We start from the raw sequence: 19,273 nt of genomic DNA, 5'->3' as shown, positions 1-19,273 counted from the left end.
ATGTGATAATATGGTATTATGATAGATATGGGTGATGGAAATGGAAAAAATATTAAAAATAAGAAAAGAATATGAACAGATTGTTTTATACAGACATGTGAATCCTGATTTAGATGCTTTTGGATCACAATTGGGAATGTATTGGACACTTAAAAAGTTATATCCACAAAAAAATATTGTTCTAGCAGGGAATATGGATAGTGACTTATTGAAATATTATGCGCCTTTTGAAATGGGGAAAATTCAAAAAGGGTATACTTTAGGAATTGTTTTAGATACAGCGAATCGTGAACGTATAGATGGGGATATATCTATTTGTGATACAATTTTTAAAATTGATCATCATATTGTGGTTGATTCCTATGGTGATGTCAATTTTGAAGATGATCAGGCTTCTTCATGTAGTGAAATTGTCACTTTACTGATGAAACGTGGTCATGTCGAAATTCCTCTTGAAGCAGCAAATGCTTTATATTTAGGTATTATTGGTGATAGTAATCGTTTCTTATACAGTTCGACTTCAAAAAGAACATTTGAAGCGGCTTCTTATTTATTGGAAATGGGTATTGATATTGAGAGTTTGTATCAGAAATTATATTTGCGTACAAAAAAAGATTTAGAAATTACAAAACATATTTATAATCATTTTCAGCAAGAGGATGGTATTGCCTGGTATTATTTGAGTGACGAAGATTTAAAGATATTAGAAATGAGTAGAGAACAGGGATCATCCTTTGTGAATACATTGGCTAATTTTGAAGAATTTAAAATTTGGATGGCAGTGACTCAAAATAGTAAGGATTATAATTATCGTGTGAGTATTCGTAGTCGTGGTATTGCCATTAATGAAGTGGCGGCTTTATTTCATGGTGGAGGTCATGCTTATGCTTCTGGCGCAACTTTACAATCTTTAGATGAATTAAAGGATCTTATTGAAAAATTAAAGGAGAAAATCAATGAATAATTTATTTGAAAATTTTTTTACAAAAATGACAGGCAATCAGCGCCCTTTTTCTAAACAACATCAGCCACAAAAATATGGAACTTTCAAAGCTTTATTAATTGTATTGATTGTATTTATTATTGTAGAATATTTTGTTTTGATTCCTATTAATTTAAGATCACCAGAATTTGTTTTCTTTTTCTGTATTTTACTGGTTATTTTTATTGGTTTAAGAAGTGTGTTTCAAGCTTCATTTGATAAAACCAATAAAATTATGAGTGGTCTTGTTGCATTGTTGCTAGCATATGTATTTTTAGGGCAATTAATCAGTTCACCTGTATTTTTTGCTTCAAGTTATCAAAAACAATTGAATGTTGATCGTGATGCAGATTTCTATAAAGATAATCCAAAAGTTAATTATCAGTCAATTCCTGTTGTTGATAAGGAAAGTGCTGAGCGTTTAGGTGATCGTAAAATGGGTGAAATCGTTGATTATGTATCACAATTTGAAGTTGATAATGATTATGTACAGATCAATTATCAGGATAAACCTTTTAGAGTCACAACTTTATCCTATAGTGATTTGATTAAATGGTTTACCAATCATGGAGAAGGTTTACCTGCCTATATACGTGTAGATATGGTAACTCAGGAAAGTGAAGTTGTGCGTCTGGATGAAGGCATGAAATATTCTCATTCTGATTTATTTTTCAGAAATATAGATCGTCATTTACGTCTTCATTATCCAACAAAGATGTTTGAAGCACCTTCTTTTGAAATTGACGATGATGGTCAGCCATATTGGGTTGCTCCAACTTATACTTATAAAATTGGTCTTTTTGGTGGTAAAGATATCACAGGTGCTGTCTTAGTGAATGCCATCACAGGAGAATGTCAGTATTATGATATTGGAGAAGTTCCATCATGGATTGATCGTGTCTACCCTTCAGAATTGCTTTTAGAACAATTAAACAACTGGGGAAAATATACACATGGTTTCTTTAATACTATATTCTCTCAAAAAGGTGTTTTAAAGCCAACCGATGGATACAACTATATTGCCTTAAATGATGATGTTTATCTTTATACAGGATTAACTTCTGTATCTAATGACGCTTCCAATGTTGGATTTGCTTTGATTAATATGCGTACAAAAGAAGCAAAGTATTATGGAATTAGTGGAGCTGAAGAGTATTCAGCCATGTCATCAGCGGAAGGGAAAGTTACAGATTTAAAATATACCGCAACTTTTCCAATTTTGATTAATGCTGGCGGACAACCAACATATTTCATGTCTTTAAAAGATAGTGCAGGACTTGTCAAAAAATATGCATTTGTGAGTGTAGAAAATTATCAGATTGTTTCGGTTGGAGATAGTGTAGCTGAAGCAGAAAAAGAATATTATCAATTGTTAGAAGAGAATGGAAAAGAAGATGTTGATTATGAAAGTCAAAAAGTAACGTCTCAAATTACAAGTGTTGAAGAAGTTGTTGTCAATGGAAATACACATTATTATTTCCAGATTCAAGATTCTGATCAAATTTTTATTGCTCCTATTTCTCTTAATGATGGGTTACCATTTTTAAAAGTAGGAGATGTTGTGACGATTGAATATGTCGATGAGGAATCTTCTTCACAGACAGTTTCTTCAATAAGCATTCAATGAGGAGAATAAAGATGGAAGAATTATTTCAACGTTTAAAATTGTATGAGCCTCTGTTTGGAAAGTGGAAAATTGATTTTATTGCGGTGCATTATACCGATATGGCGTGGGTCTATTTGAAGGATGATTATGGTCATGATGCATTGATGAAAGTGAAGACAATATGGTGTCAGGAAGAAGATGTTGAAAATGCTGTCTATGATTTGATGCTGAAATATGATGTTCAGGACTTTCCTGATTTAAGCCATTCTTCCTATCTAGAAGAAGAACACTATTATATTGAAGGGGAAAAGGCTACAGGTGTTGATATCTGCCTGCTATCAGCATATCCACTACAGGAAGATAATGAACGTCTTTTATCCGCTGATGAGATTTTTCAACTGGCACTACGCTATATGAATGGACAAGAGCAGATTCAGGATGAGTATCGTGCTTATCAGCTTTTTGAAAAAGCAGCTAGTCAATCCCATGCAAAAGCAATTTGTTCATTAGGATATATGAATGAAATTGGTTTAGCTGTTGCAGCCAATAAAGAAAAGGCAGTTGAATTGTATTTAGAGGCTGCTGATTTAGGAGATAGTCTTGCGGCATGTAATTATGCGTATTGCTGTTTGGAAGGTATTGGCTGTGAAACAAATCATCAGAAAGCTTTTGAATATTTTGAAAAAGCAGCCCAGGATTCTTATCCACGTGCCTTATATTATATGGGAGAATGCTATTGTTATGGTTATGGAACTTCAAAAGATGAAGTTAAGGCTATGACTTACTATAAACAGGCTGCTGATGTGGGTTTTACACAGGCTAAGTATAGCATTGGATATTGTTATGAATGTGGTTTAGGTGTTCCGCAAAATTTTGAGAAAGCTGCTTCATGGTATGAGGAAGCTGCTCAAGAAGGATTGGCTGTAGCTCAACTTCAAATAGGTTACTTTTATGAGGCAGGAGAAGGTGTAGAAGCGAACCCAGAGATGGCTGTTTACTGGTATCAGCAGGCTTCATCACAAAATTATGCACCAGCTCACTGTTATTTGGGGTATTGCTATGAGATGGGAATCGGTGTTGATGTAGATTTACAAAAAGCCAAAGATTTATATTTATTAAGTGCTAACTTAGGGTATCCTCGTGCCATGATGGCTTATAGTCATTTTGTGGAAGAAGAGAATTTACCATTGGCTTTAGAATTTTTAAAAAGAAGTGCAGATTTAGGTTATCCATATGCGATGAATAAGTATGCTTATTATCTGGAAAATGGAATCGGCGTTGATAAAAATGAATCATTAGCTTTTGAATATGTTCAAAAAGCTGCAGCAACACAGGAACCACAGGCTTTATGTACGCTTGGTTACTATTATGAAATGGGTATTGGTACAACAAAAGACGAAGACAAAGCTTTCTCATATTATCAGCAATCTGCTAAGGCCGGAAATTTAAGAGGATTAACCAATTTAGGATATTGTTATGAAGCAGGTATTGGAACAGAGTCAAATCCAGTGAAAGCTTTTGAGATTTATCAGCAGGCTGCGAAAAGTCAATATGATATTGCTCAATGTAATTTGGGTTATTGTTATGAAATGGGTATTGGTGTTGAAAAGGACCTGCAAAAAGCTAAAGAATTTTATGGTCTAGCTGTTGAACAAGGCAATTTAAGAGCTATGTGTAATTTAGCCTATTTATATGAGCAGGAACATGATTATACACAAGCAAGACAATTGTATGAACAAGCAGCTGAGTATCAGTATCCAAGAGCTCTTTGCTGTTTAGGATATTTCTATGATGAAGGTCTAGGAGTTCAAACAGACTTAAAAAAATCTTTTGACTATTATCAGCAGGCTGCCAATCTTCATGATGGTTCTGCCTTATGTACTTTAGGATATTATTATGAAAATGGTATCGGATGTGAAATGGATCAACAAAAGGCGGTCGAGTGTTATCAGAAATCATGGGAATGTGGTCATTTAAGAGGTTTAACGAATCTGGGATGCTGTTATGAAATGGGCATTGGTGTTGATGTGGATTTCAAGAAGGCTGTTTCTTGTTATCAGGAAGCTGCACAGAATGGTTTTGATGTTGCACAATGGCGTTTAGGCTATTGTTATGAAGAAGGTATTGGTGTTGAACAAGATTATCAGAAAGCTTTAGAATATTATCAGCAATCTGCATCGCAAAATAACACACGTGCTCTTTGCAGTTTAGGTTTGATGTATGAAGAGGGGCGAGGTGTTTTGGCGGATCCTCAAAAGGCTTTTGAATATTATCGTTTAGGAGCGCAATATCAAGATGAAGTGTGTCAATGTAATTTGGCTTTCTGCTATGAACAGGGAATAGGAATGAAGCAAGATTTTCAGCAGGCTAAACACTATTATGAATTGGCTGTTCAAAAGCATTATCCTCGTGCGATGTGCAACCTTGGTGTGCTTTATGAAATTGGTTTAGGCTGTGATAAAGATGAACATCAGGCATTTTTGCTTTATCAGCAGGCAGCCCAGCAACAATATTGGCCAGCAGTATGTAATGTAGCCTCTTGTTATGAAAATGGCATCGGTACAAAAATCAATCTTTCCTTAGCTTTTGAAAATTATTTTAATGCAGCCAACCATCATTGGGCGAGAGGTATGTATCATGTTGGACGTTTTTATGAAGATGGCATAGGAATTGAAGCAAATGCTGACAAAGCTGTGTCTTATTATGAACAGGCTGGAGAAAATGGTGTTGCGGATGGTTTTGTTGAACTTGGCAGAATGTATGAATGGGGAAAAGGTGTTAAACGATCTTATTCACAGGCTATTGCGTATTATCAAAAAGCAGTGGACATGCAATCTCCAAGGGGCTATTATGCATTAGGGAATATGTATAAAGAAGGCAAAGGATTGAAACAGGACTATGCTTTAGCCATTGACTGTTTTGAAAAAGCAGCAAGTATGAATCATGTTTCTTCTATTTATAATCTGGCTGTCTTATATGACTTTGAAGCGGGTGAAGCCTTTGTCGATAAACAAAAGGCGATTGCTTATTATCAGCAAGCGGTTGAATGTGGACATGCTGGAGCAATGAATAATTTAGGTGTCTGTTATAAAGAAGGAGATGGCGTTGATATTGATATGCCAAAAGCCTTTGAGCTATTTCTTCAGGCAGCTCAATTAGATAATCATCATGCCTATTTGAATCTAGCTAGAGCATATACGTATGGGCAAGGAACAGAAGTTTGTTTACAAGATGCTAAATTCTGGTGTCAAAAAGCACTTGAGACTCAAGTCGATGGTGCAAAGGAGTTAATGAAGGTGATTAAAAGAAAACTATTATTGCATCCTTTGAAACAGAAATAGGACAACACAAATGATTTGTGTTGTTTTATTTTTTGGTGAACAGGAATAAATATAGGAATTTATTTCTAATTATGATATAATATCACAATGAACTGAGGTGGAAAGATTATGAAATCAAAGATATTAATTGTGGATGATGAAGAACATATTAGAGAGTTAATTCGTTTTTATTTGGATAAAGAAGGATTTTCAGTTGCTCAGGCAGCAAGTGGAGAGGAAGCTTTAGAACTTTTAGAAAATGAATATATTGACTTGGCCATTGTGGATATTATGATGCCTGAAATGGATGGCTTTCAATTGGTTGAGGAAATGAAAGAATTTAAAGATATTCCAGTGATTATGTTAACAGCTAAATCACAATCTGCTGATAAATTGAGAGGTTTTTCACTTGGAATTGATGATTATGTCACAAAACCATTTGATCCAGATGAACTTTTAGCAAGAGTCAAAACGATCTTAAAAAGATATAGTATTAATAGTCAAAATATTGTGAAACTTCATGATGTGGTCTTTGATGGTGATAAATATGAAATCAGATATAAGGATCAAACCATTCATTTACCACTTAAACAATTTGAATTGGCTTTTGAATTAGCCAAAAATCCAAATCAGATTTTCACACGTGAACAATTGATTGAAAAGATTTGGGGAATGGATTATGATGGTTTTGATCGAACTGTCGATGTTCATATCAAACGTATCCGTGAAAATTTAGGTCATTTACCAGGGTTTAAAGTAGTGACTGTAAGAGGATTAGGATATAAGATAGAGGTTGAACCATGAAATCCATTTATGGAAAACTGATTTTGGGATTTCTTGTCAGTATCTTATTTAGCTTTTCAATAGCAGGATATTTTTCATTGCGTAAAAATGCAAGTGAATTAGGATTACTGGCAGTTGAAGAATTGGAAAATTCAACGGAGTTGATTGAGAATTTTATTCAAATGATTGATAGTGAAGATTTGGATAAAGTTTTATCGGGATATGCCAATACTTCAGAAGTTAGTTTTTATGTTGAAACTGATGGCCAGCAATCATTCTATGGACATACTGCACCTTATCAGTTGTCAGCACAACAAACACAAGAACTTCAAGATCATATAGGGGATAGTATGACTTTGCAGGATTCATCGATTCGTATTTATGCGAAATCATTTGAAGTGAATCAGCAGGAATATATTCTTTGTGTTCAAAAAGATATGAGTAAAAGAGAAATGGTTTTTTTGGATTCAGCAATGATGGCAGTATTTTGTATGCTGATTGCAGGAAGTATCACTTTTTTGGTTATTGCTGATATTATTGTCAAACCTATTTCTCGTCTTACGAAAGCAACTAATGAATTATCAAAAGGAAACTATCATGTTCGTGTTAATTATGCAGGAAATGATGAAATTGCTCGTTTAAATCGCAGTTTTAATCAGATGGCTCAACAATTGGCTAAACAGGATGAAACAAGACAACAATTTATTTCAGATGTCTCTCATGAGTTTCAGACACCATTAACTGCGATTCAAGGTTTTGCGACAATTTTAAAAAATGAAAAGTTAAATGATGAACAACGACAAAAATATGCTGATATTATTTTATTCCATAGTAAACGTTTATCAACACTTGCGAAAAATATGCTACAATTGACTTTGCTTGATGGGGAAGATGTGAAATTGGAAGTCAGTGAGTTTTCTTTGATTGAACAATTAAACCGTGTGATTGAAACTCAGGATAACTTTGCATTGAGTAAAAATATTGAAATTGAATTTGAAATACCTAAAAATGATATCCGTATTGAAGCTGATGAAGCTCGTTTAGAACAAGTGTGGATTAATCTGATTAATAATGCAATTAAATATACACATGATGATGGTGTTGTCATGATCAAAGTGAAGAGAACATCAAAAGAGGTTGAAGTCAGTATTGAAGATACAGGTGTTGGTATGAGTAAAGAGGCGATTTCACATATTTTTGAACGTTTTTATCGTCAGGATAAATCAAGAAGTGTAGAAGGAAATGGTTTAGGTTTATCTATTGTCAAAAGAATTGTTGATTTACATCAGGGACGTATTGATGTTGTTTCAAGAGAGGAAGGTGGCAGTCGTTTTACTGTGCATTTGCCTCAAAACAGGACATTTCATATTGGTGAAAAGCTTATAAAAAAAGAGAATCATTCTTAGAAAGGAATTTATCTATGTATTTAAAAAGAATAGAACTCCATGGTTTTAAATCATTTGCAGATAAATCGGTTATTGAATTTCAGTCAGGTATTACAGGGATTGTTGGACCTAATGGATGTGGAAAATCTAATATCAGTGATGCTGTCAGATGGGTGCTAGGTGAACAGTCAGTCAAATCATTAAGAGGTTCGAATATGGCTGATGTCATTTTTAATGGAAGTGAAGATCGAAAACCACAAAATGTGGCTGAGGTCACACTTGTTTTTGATAATGAAGATCGTTTTATCAATGTGGATTATAATGAAGTTGAAATTACCAGACGTTTATATAGACAAAATAATGAAGCTGAATATTTAATCAATAAAGAACCATGTCGTTTAAAGGATATTGTGGATTTGATTATGGATACTGGTTTAGGAAAAGATTCTCTTTCTATTATTTCTCAGGGTAATATTTCTTCTTTTGCTGATAGTAAGCCAGAAGAAAGACGAGGAATGTTTGAAGAAGCAGCAGGTGTTGCGAAATATAAGAAACGTAAATTAGAATCTATTCGTAAATTAGAAAGAACAAAGGATAATTTAGATCGTGTAGAAGATATTTGTTTGGAATTGGAAAAACAGATTGCACCTTTAAAAAGACAAAAAGAAAAAGCAGAAACATATTTGGATTTAAAAAAGCAACTACAATCTATAGAAGTCAGTGTTTTGGTAAGGGGAATTGAAGGATTATCAGATTCATTAAAAGAATTGAATCAATCATTAGATATGCTGGAAAAAGAGAAAGTGACGATTGATGGTCAAATTCTGATTAATGAACAACAAAATGAAAATTTAAAGAAAAAGATGTTTGATTTGGATCAGGAAGTCAATGGTTTACAGGGACAATTGCTGACAGCTATGAATAATGTCAGTCGACTTGAGACTCAAAAGGTAGAAATCGATGCCAATCGTAAACATATTTTAGAGACAACGGATAAAGAAAGCCTGCAATCTCGTATCGAACAGTTAAAAGCTATTTTACAGGATGCCATTAGTGAATATAATGATCGTGTCAATCGTTATAATGAAACCAAAGAAGAAAAATTGACATTGGAAGCAGCACAGGAACGTAATCGTTCACAGATGAATGAATTGAGACAAAATATTGAAAACTTAAATTTAAAATTACATAATGATCGCTCAAGACGAGAACAATTGGTGGATCTTGTAGAAAATAAATCTGGTTATAGTTATGGTGTGCGCTCTATTTTAAAGGCTAAAGATTCTATGAATGGAATTATTGGTGTTTTAGGAGATTTGTTGGAGGCACAAGTAAATTATGAAACAGCGCTATCAGTGGCATTAGGAGGTGCAGTTCAATTTATTGTGACTGCTAATGATGAAGATGCGAGAAATGCGATTCGTTTTTTAAGAAATAATAAATCAGGACGTGCGACGTTTTTACCAGTGACGGTTATGAAGGAAAGACATTTAAGAGAAGAGCATGAATTGGTTTGTCAGAATACACCCGGTTATTTAGGTGTGATGAGTGATTTTGTAACTTATCCAAAACAGATTCAAAATGTTGTCTTCAATCAACTGGGACAAGTGATTGTGGCTGATACATTAGAACATGCATCTGCATTATCGAAAGCGACTTTTTCTCGTTATAAGGTTGTAACGTTAGATGGTGAAATCATCAATGTTGGAGGATCATTGACAGGGGGTAGCTTTAAACAAAGCTCATCTGTTTTAACTAATAAAAGAGAACTGGAAGTTTTACAGGAACAGATTCGTCATGATGAAAAAGACATGACAATGAAAAAAGCCAAATTGAATGAGCTGGATAATTATGCCAGAGAAATCTCTCATAATCTTTTACAAAAGCAGATGTCTTTTGCAAAATTGGAGTTAGTTGTGACAAATAAGAAAAGTGAATTGCAGATTGCCAAAAGTGAGTATGAAAGTTTAACACATCAGAGTGTAGAACTTTCTGAAATGGAAAAGGGAACGCAGGACAATCAATTGCTTCAGGAATTGAATGAAGCCAAAAAATTAAGAGATCGTTTAACAGAAAGTATTCAGGCAAAACGAGAATTGCGTATGAGTTTTGTTAATGAAAATGATCAGTTAGAAGAAGCTTTAAAAGCAACGCGTTCTCATTTAAGACAAATTCAAAATGATTTGACGCAAAAACAGGTGGAGAAAGCAAAACAGGAATCAGAACTCTCTAACTATTTACAACGTCTGAATGAAGAATATAAAATGACTTATGAATTTGCGAGAGAAGAATATCATGCTGATATAGATATGCAAAAATCTAAAGAAGAGGTGCGCTTGTTAAGGCATCAGATTGAATCATTAGGGCATGTCAATTTACAGGCAATTGATGATTATCAGGAAGTTTCTTCGCGTTATGAAACTTTAAATCATCAGCGATTAGATTTAATCAATGCGCAAGATAGTATTTTAAAAGCTATTGATGAAATGGATGAAATTATGGTTTCTCGTTTTAGTGAAACATTTGAAAAGATTAATCATGAGTTTAATATCGTTTTTAGAAATCTTTTTGGTGGTGGAAAAGCGCAATTAAAATATAGTGATCCTGATAATATTTTAGAAACAGGTATCGATATAGATGTCCAACCGCCAGGTAAAGCTGTCCAGAATATCACATTGTTTTCTGGTGGAGAAAAGGCTTTAATTGCGATTTCGTGTTTATTTGCTATTTTACGTGTTAGACCTGTTCCTATGTGTATTCTTGATGAGGTGGAAGCAGCTTTGGATGTTGCGAATGTAGAACGTTTTGCAAAATATCTTCGTGAATTTTCAAATCAGACACAGTTTATTGTTGTGACACATCGTGAAGGAACTATGGAAGAATGTGATCTTTTATATGGCGCAACAATGCAACAAAAAGGTGTCACAAAACTGGTAAGTGTCAAATTGAAAGATGCGATTGATTTGGCACAAAGTACAACATAGATGAAAAAATATTGACATATCATCAAGAAGTGATATCTTAATGATATGTCAATCAGTTTGAGGAGGACGATTTATGGGTTTTTTTAGTAAGATTAAAGAAACATTAGTTGGAAAATCTGCCAAGCAAAATGATAAATATGTGGCTGGATTGGATAAGTCTAATTCATCTTTTTCATCAAAGATTAATGAATTGGCTGCACGTTATCGTGAGATTGATGACGATTATTTTGAAGAATTAGAAAATATATTGATTATGAGCGATGTTGGTGTCAACATGGTGATGACAATTGTAGATGAAATCAAAAAAGAAGTGCGTTTACAAAACATCAAAGATCCTAAAGCAATTAATGAAATTATTGTTGATAAGATGTTTGTGATCTATGCAAATGATTCATATATGACAACCAAAATAAACTATGATGATCAGGATTTGACAGTTATTTTAATGATTGGTGTTAATGGAGCTGGAAAAACAACAACAATTGCTAAATTAGCATATATGATGCTTCAAGAAGGAAAGTCTGTGATGGTGGCAGCAGGAGATACATTTAGAGCTGGTGCCATTGATCAATTGGCTGTCTGGGCTGATCGTTTAGGTATTGAATGCGTAAAAGGTAAAGAAGGAGGAGATCCATCTTCTGTTGTTTATGACGCATTAAAACGTGCCAAGGAACAGAATATTGATGTGCTAATTTGTGATACAGCAGGGCGTCTGCAAAACAAGGTCAATCTGATGAATGAATTAGAAAAAATGAATCGTATTATTAAACGTGTTGTTCCACAGGGACCTCAGGAAACATTATTAGTTATTGATGCAACAACTGGGCAAAATGGTGTTTCTCAGGCTCAGGAGTTTTCAAAAATTACTGATATTACAGGTCTGGTTCTCACAAAGATGGATGGAACAGCAAAAGGCGGTATTGTTTTATCTATCAAAGATGCTTTAAATATTCCTGTTAAATTTGTTGGTTTAGGAGAACAGATGGATGATTTACAGGAATTTGATTTGGAACAATATATTTATGGTTTATGTAAAGATTTGTTGGAGAAATAAAAGATGACATCACAGTTAGAAAAAACACAAAGAGTTAATCTTTTGATGGATTGTTATGAAGATTTGTTGACAGATAAACAAAGACAATATTTGTCATTATATTATGAAGAAGATCTTTCATTATCTGAGATTGCTGAAGATTTACAGGTTTCCCGTAATGCTGTTTATGATCAATTGAAAAGAGCGGTTGCCTCTTTAGAAGAATATGAGGCCAAGTTACATCTGATGGAGAAACATCTAAAACGTATGGAGCTTATTCAAAAAATTGAAAATCAGAAAATTGACAATCAGCAAATGAAAGATTATTTAGAGATGTTAAAAAGAATATAGGAGGATATATTATGGCTTTTGAGTCTCTTTCTGAAAGATTACAAGAGAGTTTAAAAAAAATCAGAGGACAGGCAACTTTAACTGAAGAAAACATGGATGAGATGCTTCGAGAAATCCGTTTGGCTTTACTGGAAGCAGATGTCAATTTTCAGGTTGTTAAAGAATTCATTGCTAATACTAAAGAAAAAGCATTAGGACAAGATGTTTTAGGTTCTTTAAAACCTGGACAGGTTGTTGTCAAAATTGTTCATGATGAATTGGTAGAATTGTTGGGAACAACAGTCAGTGAACTTGATTTATCAAAAAAACCAACTGTGATTATGATGGTTGGGTTACAAGGATCTGGGAAAACAACAACTTCAGGAAAAATTGCGAAATTATTGGCACAAAAATATAGCAGAAATCCATTGCTTGTAGCAGCGGATATTTATCGTCCAGCTGCCGTAGATCAGTTAAAAACACTAGGAGAGCAATTAGATATTCCTGTTTTTGAAAAAGGAACAGATGTCAAAGTTGAACAAATTGTCAGCGAAGCTATGAATTATGCCTATGCAAATCATCATGATGTTGTTTTGATTGATACTGCCGGGCGTTTACATATTGATGAACCTTTAATGCATGAATTGCAGAATATTAAAGATATTGTTCATCCTAGTGAAATTTTATTGGTTGTTGATGCGTTGACTGGACAGGATATTGTCAATGTTGCACAATCATTCCATGAACATTTACAGATTACAGGTGCCGTTTTAACAAAACTTGATGGGGATTCACGTGGTGGTGGAGCTTTATCTATCCGTCATATTACACATGTGCCAATTAAGTTTATTGGGACTGGTGAAAAACTAGATGCTATTGATTTGTTCTACCCTGATCGTATGGCTGATCGTATTTTAGGAATGGGTGATGTTGTTTCTTTAGTTGAAAAAGTGCAAGATGTTTATGATGAAAAAGAAACAATGAAAACATTCGAACGTATGAAACGTGGAACATTTGGTTTAGACGATATGTTAGAACAAATGCATCAGGTACGTAAATTAGGACCATTATCTGGTATTTTAAAAATGATTCCAGGAATGCCTAGTTTGCCACAAATCAATGATGAAGATACGGATCAAAAGTTAAAATTAACGGAATCTATTATTTATTCAATGACAAAAGAAGAAAGAAGAGATCCGTCAATTTTGAATGCGAGACGTAAAGAAAGAATTGCAAAAGGATGTGGACGTAGTGTTGCTGATGTGAATCGTTTATTAAAGCAATTTGAAGCTTCTAAACAAATGATGAAACAAATGGGTAATATTGATCCAACAACAGGAATGCCAACACAAAGACCCCAAGCTCGACCACAATTTAATCCAAATCGTAAAAAAGAACGACATAAGAAAAAGAAGAAAAGATAATAAAAATCCTTATTGATTTTTATCAATGAGGATTTTACGTTTCAAGTCAAAATAGTCAAATATCTTGGGAATAGATAAAAAAAGAAAGATTCCTGATAAGAAATATGATATATTAGAAAAAATAAATGATAGGAGTTGGAATGAAATGAATCAACATCAGGTCAGAGGATTGACGAAGCAAGAAGTTTTACAACGTCAGCAATCTGGTGAAGTTAATCAACAACAACAGACAATATCAAAAAGCTATTCACAAATATTTCGTGAAAATATCTGTACTTTATTTAATTTTTTAAATGTTATCATAGCCATAGCTTTAGCGCTTGTTGGTGCTTGGTCTAATATGATTTTTATTGTCATCATTATTATGAATGTCTGTATTGGTATTGTTCAGGAAATTCATGCGAAAAAACTGGTTGATCAGTTATCATTAATGATGATTCCTCATGTGAAGGTTTTACGTGATCAACAACAGCAAACAATTGATGTCAATGAAATTGTCAAAGATGATATTATGATTTTAGAATCTGGTGATCAGATTTGTTGCGACAGTATTGTGATTGATGGTGAAATTGAAGCAAATGAATCATTATTGACAGGAGAATCTGATCCTATTTATAAAAAATATCAGAGCAATCTCCTTTCTGGAAGTAGTGTTATCAGTGGGAAATGTATGGCTCAGGTCATTCATGTTGGAAATGATAACTATACAGCCCGTTTAACAAATGAAGTTAAAAAAGCTAAGGAATTACAATCAGAGCTTTTAAATTCAATGAGAAAAGTCACAAAAATGACAAGTTTTATGATTGTACCTTTAGGTATTATTCTCTTTTTAGAAGCTTATTTTTTACGACACGATATTCTTTTTGATGCGGTTGTCAGCAGTTCAGCTGGTTTATTAGGAATGTTACCAAAAGGACTTGTTTTATTGATGAGTGTTAGTTTGGCTGCAGGGGTTACAAAATTAGCTAAGCAAAAGATTCTTATTCAGGATATTTATTCTTTAGAAACTCTTGCTCATGTAGATACACTTTGTCTTGATAAAACCGGAACCATTACAAATGGAAAAATGAAGGTTGAAAATATTGAATATTTATCACCATTTTCAAAAGATGAATTTGAAGATTATTTTGGCTCTTATTTACATTATAGTGATGATAACAATGCGACTTATCAAGCTATTTGTAGTGATTTTCAATTAAATGGTCATCATGCACCTTCACATAAAGTGGCTTTTTCATCTCAAAGAAAATGGAGTGCTATGACATTTGAAAATTATGGAAGTTTAGTCATGGGAGCTCCAGAACGTTTGATGAAAGATTTACCTGCCTCTTTAACAAAACAAATAGAAGCAGGAAAACGTGTTATTGTCATCGCTCATACGCATCATGAAGTTGATCAAAACAAAGCACTTCCTCAAGTGACTCCACTTGTCGCTATTGTCTTAACAGATATGATTCGTAAAGATGTTGAAAAAACATTACAGTATTTCGATCAGCAAGGTGTTGATGTTAAGGTCATCTCTGGTGACCATGTCTTAGCTGTTTCTAAAATTGCCCAAATGGCAGGGTTAAAAACTTATGATCGTTATGTAGATATGAGTGAATACCCTGATGCACAAAGTCATATGGATGAACTTGTGAATCAGTATTCTGTATTTGGAAGAGTCACACCACAACAGAAAAAATGGCTTGTAGAAGCCTTAAAAAGACAAGGACATACAGTTGCTATGACAGGTGATGGTGTGAATGATATGTTAGCTTTAAAGGAAGCGGATTGCAGTATTGCGATTGCTGAAGGAAGCGAAGCAGTCAAACAGTTATCGCAAATTGTTTTACTGAATTCAGAATTCTCATGCTTACCTGATGTCGTTCTTGAAGGACGTCGTGTTGTTAATAATTTAACACGTGTAGCTAGTGTTTTCTTTATTAAAACAATCTATTCTATTGTTTTAACATTAGCTTGTGCCTTTTTTAATATACCATTTCCATTCATTCCTATCCAAATTACTTTGGTCGATTTGGTCATTGAAGCCTATCCATCATTTTTAACATTATTAGAACCACAGACACATAAAATTAAAGGAAAATTTTTACCAACTGTCTTTAAAAATACTATCCCGCATGCAGCGGGTGTTCTGTTATGTTTCTTATTGATTTATACAGGGAGACCATTATTTCATATCCCTTTAGAACAGAGTGTCACAATGATGTATTTTGCTTTGGTATGTATTAGTATGCAGGCGGTCATTGTTTCATGTATTCCAATGAATAAATTGCGTTTATTTGTCTGTATCACAATGGTATTAGGATTTATTTTAGCAATTCTTTTATTCCATCAACTTTTACATATCGCAATGTTGAATTTATCACAAATGGTTTTAACACTGATTATTGCATGTATTGGTTTATTATTTAAAGAGGTTGTCAGATATATCATTTCTACAAAAACAAAAGATGTTAAGTAAAAATACTTGACAGTTTATAAAAATATGTTATGATAGTTAAGCAAAATCAATAAATGGAGGAAAGATTATGGCAGTAAAAATTAGATTAAAAAGAATGGGTGCTAAAAAATCACCATACTATAGAATTGTAGCAGCAGATTCAAGAATGCCTAGAGATGGACGTTTCTTAGAACAATTAGGAACTTATGATCCTAGACAAGATCCTGCAGTTGTAACAATTAAAGAAGAAGAAGTTTTAGCATGGTTAAGTAAAGGTGCTCAACCTTCTGATACAGTAAGAAATTTATTAAGTCAAAAAGGTATCATGAAAAAATTTGCGGATTCAAAAGCTAAGAAATAAGCTGGTGATGAGAAGTGGATTACGTCAAAATTTTACAGGAACTTGCAAGTGAACTGGTTGTAGAAAAAGATAAACTTGAAGTGAGACAAATGCCTTCTTTAGATGAAGATACAATTGTTTTATATGTTTATGCAACAAAAAGTGATATTGCAAGATTAATTGGTAGAAAAGGAATGATGGCTAATTCTATTCGTCAATTTATGTCAGTAAGTGGACGTTTAAACCATCAAAGATTAGATATTAAATTTGAATCTTATGGAGAATAGATGTGCTCGCACATCTATTTTTTTCAAGGAGGACAGTATGGAAAAAGTGATTGTAGGACAAATTGTCAATACGCATGGCATTAAAGGTGAATTAAAAGTCAAAGCTTCGACTGATTTTGTTGAAGAAAGATTTGCGACAGGAGCAAAACTCTTTTTAGATTATCATAATCAAGATATAGAAATGACAGTTGCTTCACATCGTTTTCATAAAGGACATGTTTTGGTAACTTTTGAAAATTTAAGAGATATTAATCTTGTGGAAAAATATAAAGGTTGTTTCATCTATGCGCCCAAAGATGAGAGTTTATTAGATGAGGGAGAATACTATATCAGTGATTTGATTGGTTGTCAGGTTTATGATCGTGGACATCTGATTGGCGATGTTATTGATGTTCAATTATATGATCATCATGATATATTGGTTGTCAAAGGAAAGGAAAAAGTTATGATTCCTTATGTCGATGCATTTGTTATTGATGAAGATATTGAAAATAAACGTATTGATGTTCAATTGATTGAAGGTTTTTATCATGAAGATTGATATTTTATCATTGTTTCCTGAAATGTTTGATGGATTTTTAAAAACATCTATTATCAAACGTGCGATTGATTCACAATTGGTTGATGTCCAGATTCATGATTTTCGTGAATTCGCCAATAATAAACATAAGAAAGTAGATGATTATCCTTATGGTGGTGGGCAAGGTATGGTTTTAATGTGTCAGCCTATTCTTGATTGCTTAAAGAGTATAACGACACCAGATTCTCTTGTCATTTTAATGTCACCACAGGGACAGGTCTTTCAACAAAAACTTAGTTATCGATTATCCTTAGAAAAGCATTTAATTTTTATATGCGGGCATTATGAGGGCTTTGATGAACGTATTCGTGATTATGTCGATATGGAAATTTCAATAGGAGATTATGTATTGACTGGTGGAGAATTGGCCAGTATGGTATGTTGTGATGCCATTATTCGTTTGATTGATGGTGCTATTCGTGAATCTTCTCATGAAGATGATTCCTTTAGTCAGGGGTTGTTGGAGTACCCTCAGTATACACGCCCTTATGAATATGATGGTAACTGTGTTCCTGATGTTTTGATGAGTGGACATCATGAGAAAATTAGACAATGGAGATTAGAACAATCATTGAAGAAAACTTATGAGAAACGTCCTGATCTTTTTAAAAATCGTTCTTTTACTGAAGAGGAAATAAAAATATTAAATAAAATCACAAAAAAAGATTGATTTTCATTTCAATAAATGATACTATTTCATAGTCTATGAGACGCAGAAGCTCCGCTGGTTTGAAAACGTATGAACTTCGTAGAAAAAATTTGTGAAGGAGGAAGTCATATTTATGAATATGCAATTAGTACAAGAAATTACTAAAAAACAATTAAGAAAAGACATTCCAGATTTTAAACCTGGAGATACTTTAAAAGTTTATGTAAAAATTCAAGAAGGTGACAAATCTCGTATTCAGTTATTTGAAGGGGTTTGTATTGCAAGAAAAGGTGGAGGAATTTCTGAAACTTTCACTGTAAGAAAAATTTCTTATCAAGTTGGTGTAGAAAGAGTTTTCCCACTTCATTCACCAATTATTGATAGAATTGAAGTTGCTAAAATCGGTAAAGTACGTAGAGCTAAATTACATTACTTACGTGGATTATCTGGTAAAGCTGCAAGAATTAAAGAAATCCGTAAATAAGAAGTATGGGACAACCCATACTTTTTTTCTAGTCTTTTTATCTTTTTAACGATATAATAATAAAGACTGATATAAAGGAGCGAGGTCAATGAATAAAAAGAAAATATATATTTCTATTGTAGAAATTATTGTTGTGATTGCACTGACAATAGGAATTTTTAAATTTATAGTGATTCCTGTGCGTATTGAAGGTGTTTCTATGGAAAATACATTGCATGATAATAGTATTGCCATGATAAATGCTATAGGTATTCAGGAGGAAAATATTCATCGCTTTGATGTTGTTGTTATTGATAGTCAGCAGTTAAATGAAAAAATTATTAAGCGTGTCATTGGTTTACCTAATGAAACGATTTCATTTCAAAATGATGAATTATATGTCAATGGTCAACATGTTGAACAGGATTTCTTAGATCAAGATTTTGTGGAAGAATCAAAATTAACATATAATGTAGATCAGTTTACTGAGGATTTTGAAGTCACTTTAGGAAGTGGTGAGTATTTTGTGATGGGGGATAATAGACTTCGTTCAACGGATTCGAGAGATTTAGGTCCTTTTACTATTGATGATTTTATTGGTATGAAAGGTTTGGTTATTTTTCCTTTTGATAGTATTCAATGGATAGAGTAGATAGAAAGATGG

Annotated in this window: 16 protein-coding genes; all 16 read left to right on the top strand. The window is 33.3% G+C overall.

The window, feature by feature from the left end; genetic code table 11:
- The first annotated feature begins 40 nt into the window (after positions 1–40).
- The 16 genes from ACZYT4_RS03375 to lepB all read left to right on the top strand — a co-directional run bounded on the left by ACZYT4_RS03375 (position 41) and on the right by lepB (position 19,261).
- Positions 41–964, top strand: coding sequence for a DHH family phosphoesterase (locus tag ACZYT4_RS03375; protein ID WP_463782245.1), 924 nt, complete (start codon positions 41–43; stop codon positions 962–964).
- A complete protein-coding gene (locus tag ACZYT4_RS03370) occupies positions 957–2,609 on the top strand; it encodes a CvpA family protein (RefSeq protein ID WP_463782243.1) in 1,653 nt (550 codons plus the stop codon). The genes ACZYT4_RS03375 and ACZYT4_RS03370 overlap by 8 nt, the downstream gene beginning before the upstream one ends.
- A gap of 11 nt (positions 2,610–2,620) precedes the next feature.
- Positions 2,621–5,929 carry a tetratricopeptide repeat protein gene (locus tag ACZYT4_RS03365; protein WP_463782241.1) on the top strand — a complete coding sequence of 1,103 codons (3,309 nt, stop codon included), beginning with the start codon at positions 2,621–2,623 and terminating at the stop codon, positions 5,927–5,929.
- A gap of 108 nt (positions 5,930–6,037) precedes the next feature.
- A complete protein-coding gene (locus ACZYT4_RS03360) occupies positions 6,038–6,712 on the top strand; it encodes a response regulator transcription factor (RefSeq protein ID WP_463782239.1) in 675 nt (224 codons plus the stop codon).
- Complete coding sequence (locus tag ACZYT4_RS03355) at positions 6,709–8,097, top strand: sensor histidine kinase (protein WP_463782236.1); 1,389 nt, start codon at positions 6,709–6,711, stop codon at positions 8,095–8,097. Before ACZYT4_RS03360 ends, ACZYT4_RS03355 begins: the two co-directional genes overlap by 4 nt.
- A gap of 14 nt (positions 8,098–8,111) precedes the next feature.
- Positions 8,112–11,060 (top strand): chromosome segregation protein SMC, encoded by a 2,949-nt coding sequence (locus tag ACZYT4_RS03350; RefSeq protein WP_463782233.1) that lies wholly within the window; start codon positions 8,112–8,114, stop codon positions 11,058–11,060.
- A 73-nt stretch (positions 11,061–11,133) separates the two neighbouring features.
- Complete coding sequence (gene ftsY, locus ACZYT4_RS03345; protein ID WP_463782232.1) at positions 11,134–12,114, top strand: signal recognition particle-docking protein FtsY; 981 nt, start codon at positions 11,134–11,136, stop codon at positions 12,112–12,114.
- A gap of 3 nt (positions 12,115–12,117) precedes the next feature.
- Positions 12,118–12,444, top strand: coding sequence for a YlxM family DNA-binding protein (gene ylxM, locus ACZYT4_RS03340; protein WP_463782231.1), 327 nt, complete (start codon positions 12,118–12,120; stop codon positions 12,442–12,444).
- Positions 12,445–12,455: 11 nt separating this feature from the next.
- Positions 12,456–13,847 carry a signal recognition particle protein gene (gene ffh / locus ACZYT4_RS03335; RefSeq protein WP_463782230.1) on the top strand — a complete coding sequence of 464 codons (1,392 nt, stop codon included), beginning with the start codon at positions 12,456–12,458 and terminating at the stop codon, positions 13,845–13,847.
- 145 nt (positions 13,848–13,992) lie between these two features.
- Positions 13,993–16,311: a cation-translocating P-type ATPase gene (locus ACZYT4_RS03330; protein WP_463782229.1), complete on the top strand. Its 2,319-nt coding sequence runs from the start codon at positions 13,993–13,995 to the stop codon at positions 16,309–16,311.
- A gap of 67 nt (positions 16,312–16,378) precedes the next feature.
- The gene (rpsP, locus tag ACZYT4_RS03325) at positions 16,379–16,651 is read left to right on the top strand and encodes a 30S ribosomal protein S16 (protein WP_463782228.1); all 273 of its coding nucleotides are present in this window, start codon (positions 16,379–16,381) and stop codon (positions 16,649–16,651) included.
- 14 nt (positions 16,652–16,665) lie between these two features.
- Positions 16,666–16,917, top strand: a complete 252-nt coding sequence (locus ACZYT4_RS03320; RefSeq protein ID WP_463782227.1) for a KH domain-containing protein — start codon at positions 16,666–16,668, stop codon at positions 16,915–16,917.
- A 37-nt stretch (positions 16,918–16,954) separates the two neighbouring features.
- A complete protein-coding gene (gene rimM / locus ACZYT4_RS03315) occupies positions 16,955–17,458 on the top strand; it encodes a ribosome maturation factor RimM (RefSeq protein WP_463782226.1) in 504 nt (167 codons plus the stop codon).
- The gene (trmD, locus tag ACZYT4_RS03310; protein WP_463782225.1) at positions 17,448–18,167 is read left to right on the top strand and encodes a tRNA (guanosine(37)-N1)-methyltransferase TrmD; all 720 of its coding nucleotides are present in this window, start codon (positions 17,448–17,450) and stop codon (positions 18,165–18,167) included. Before rimM ends, trmD begins: the two co-directional genes overlap by 11 nt.
- A 112-nt stretch (positions 18,168–18,279) precedes the next feature.
- Entirely contained in the window at positions 18,280–18,630 is a 351-nt protein-coding gene (gene rplS / locus ACZYT4_RS03305) for a 50S ribosomal protein L19 (RefSeq protein WP_463782224.1), read from the top strand.
- Positions 18,631–18,718: 88 nt separating this feature from the next.
- Complete coding sequence (lepB, locus tag ACZYT4_RS03300) at positions 18,719–19,261, top strand: signal peptidase I (protein ID WP_463782223.1); 543 nt, start codon at positions 18,719–18,721, stop codon at positions 19,259–19,261.
- The last annotated feature ends 12 nt before the right edge of the window (positions 19,262–19,273 follow it).

Source organism: Massilimicrobiota sp. mt181 (assembly GCF_055420065.1).
This window is presented reverse-complemented; position numbering and strand designations above follow the sequence as displayed.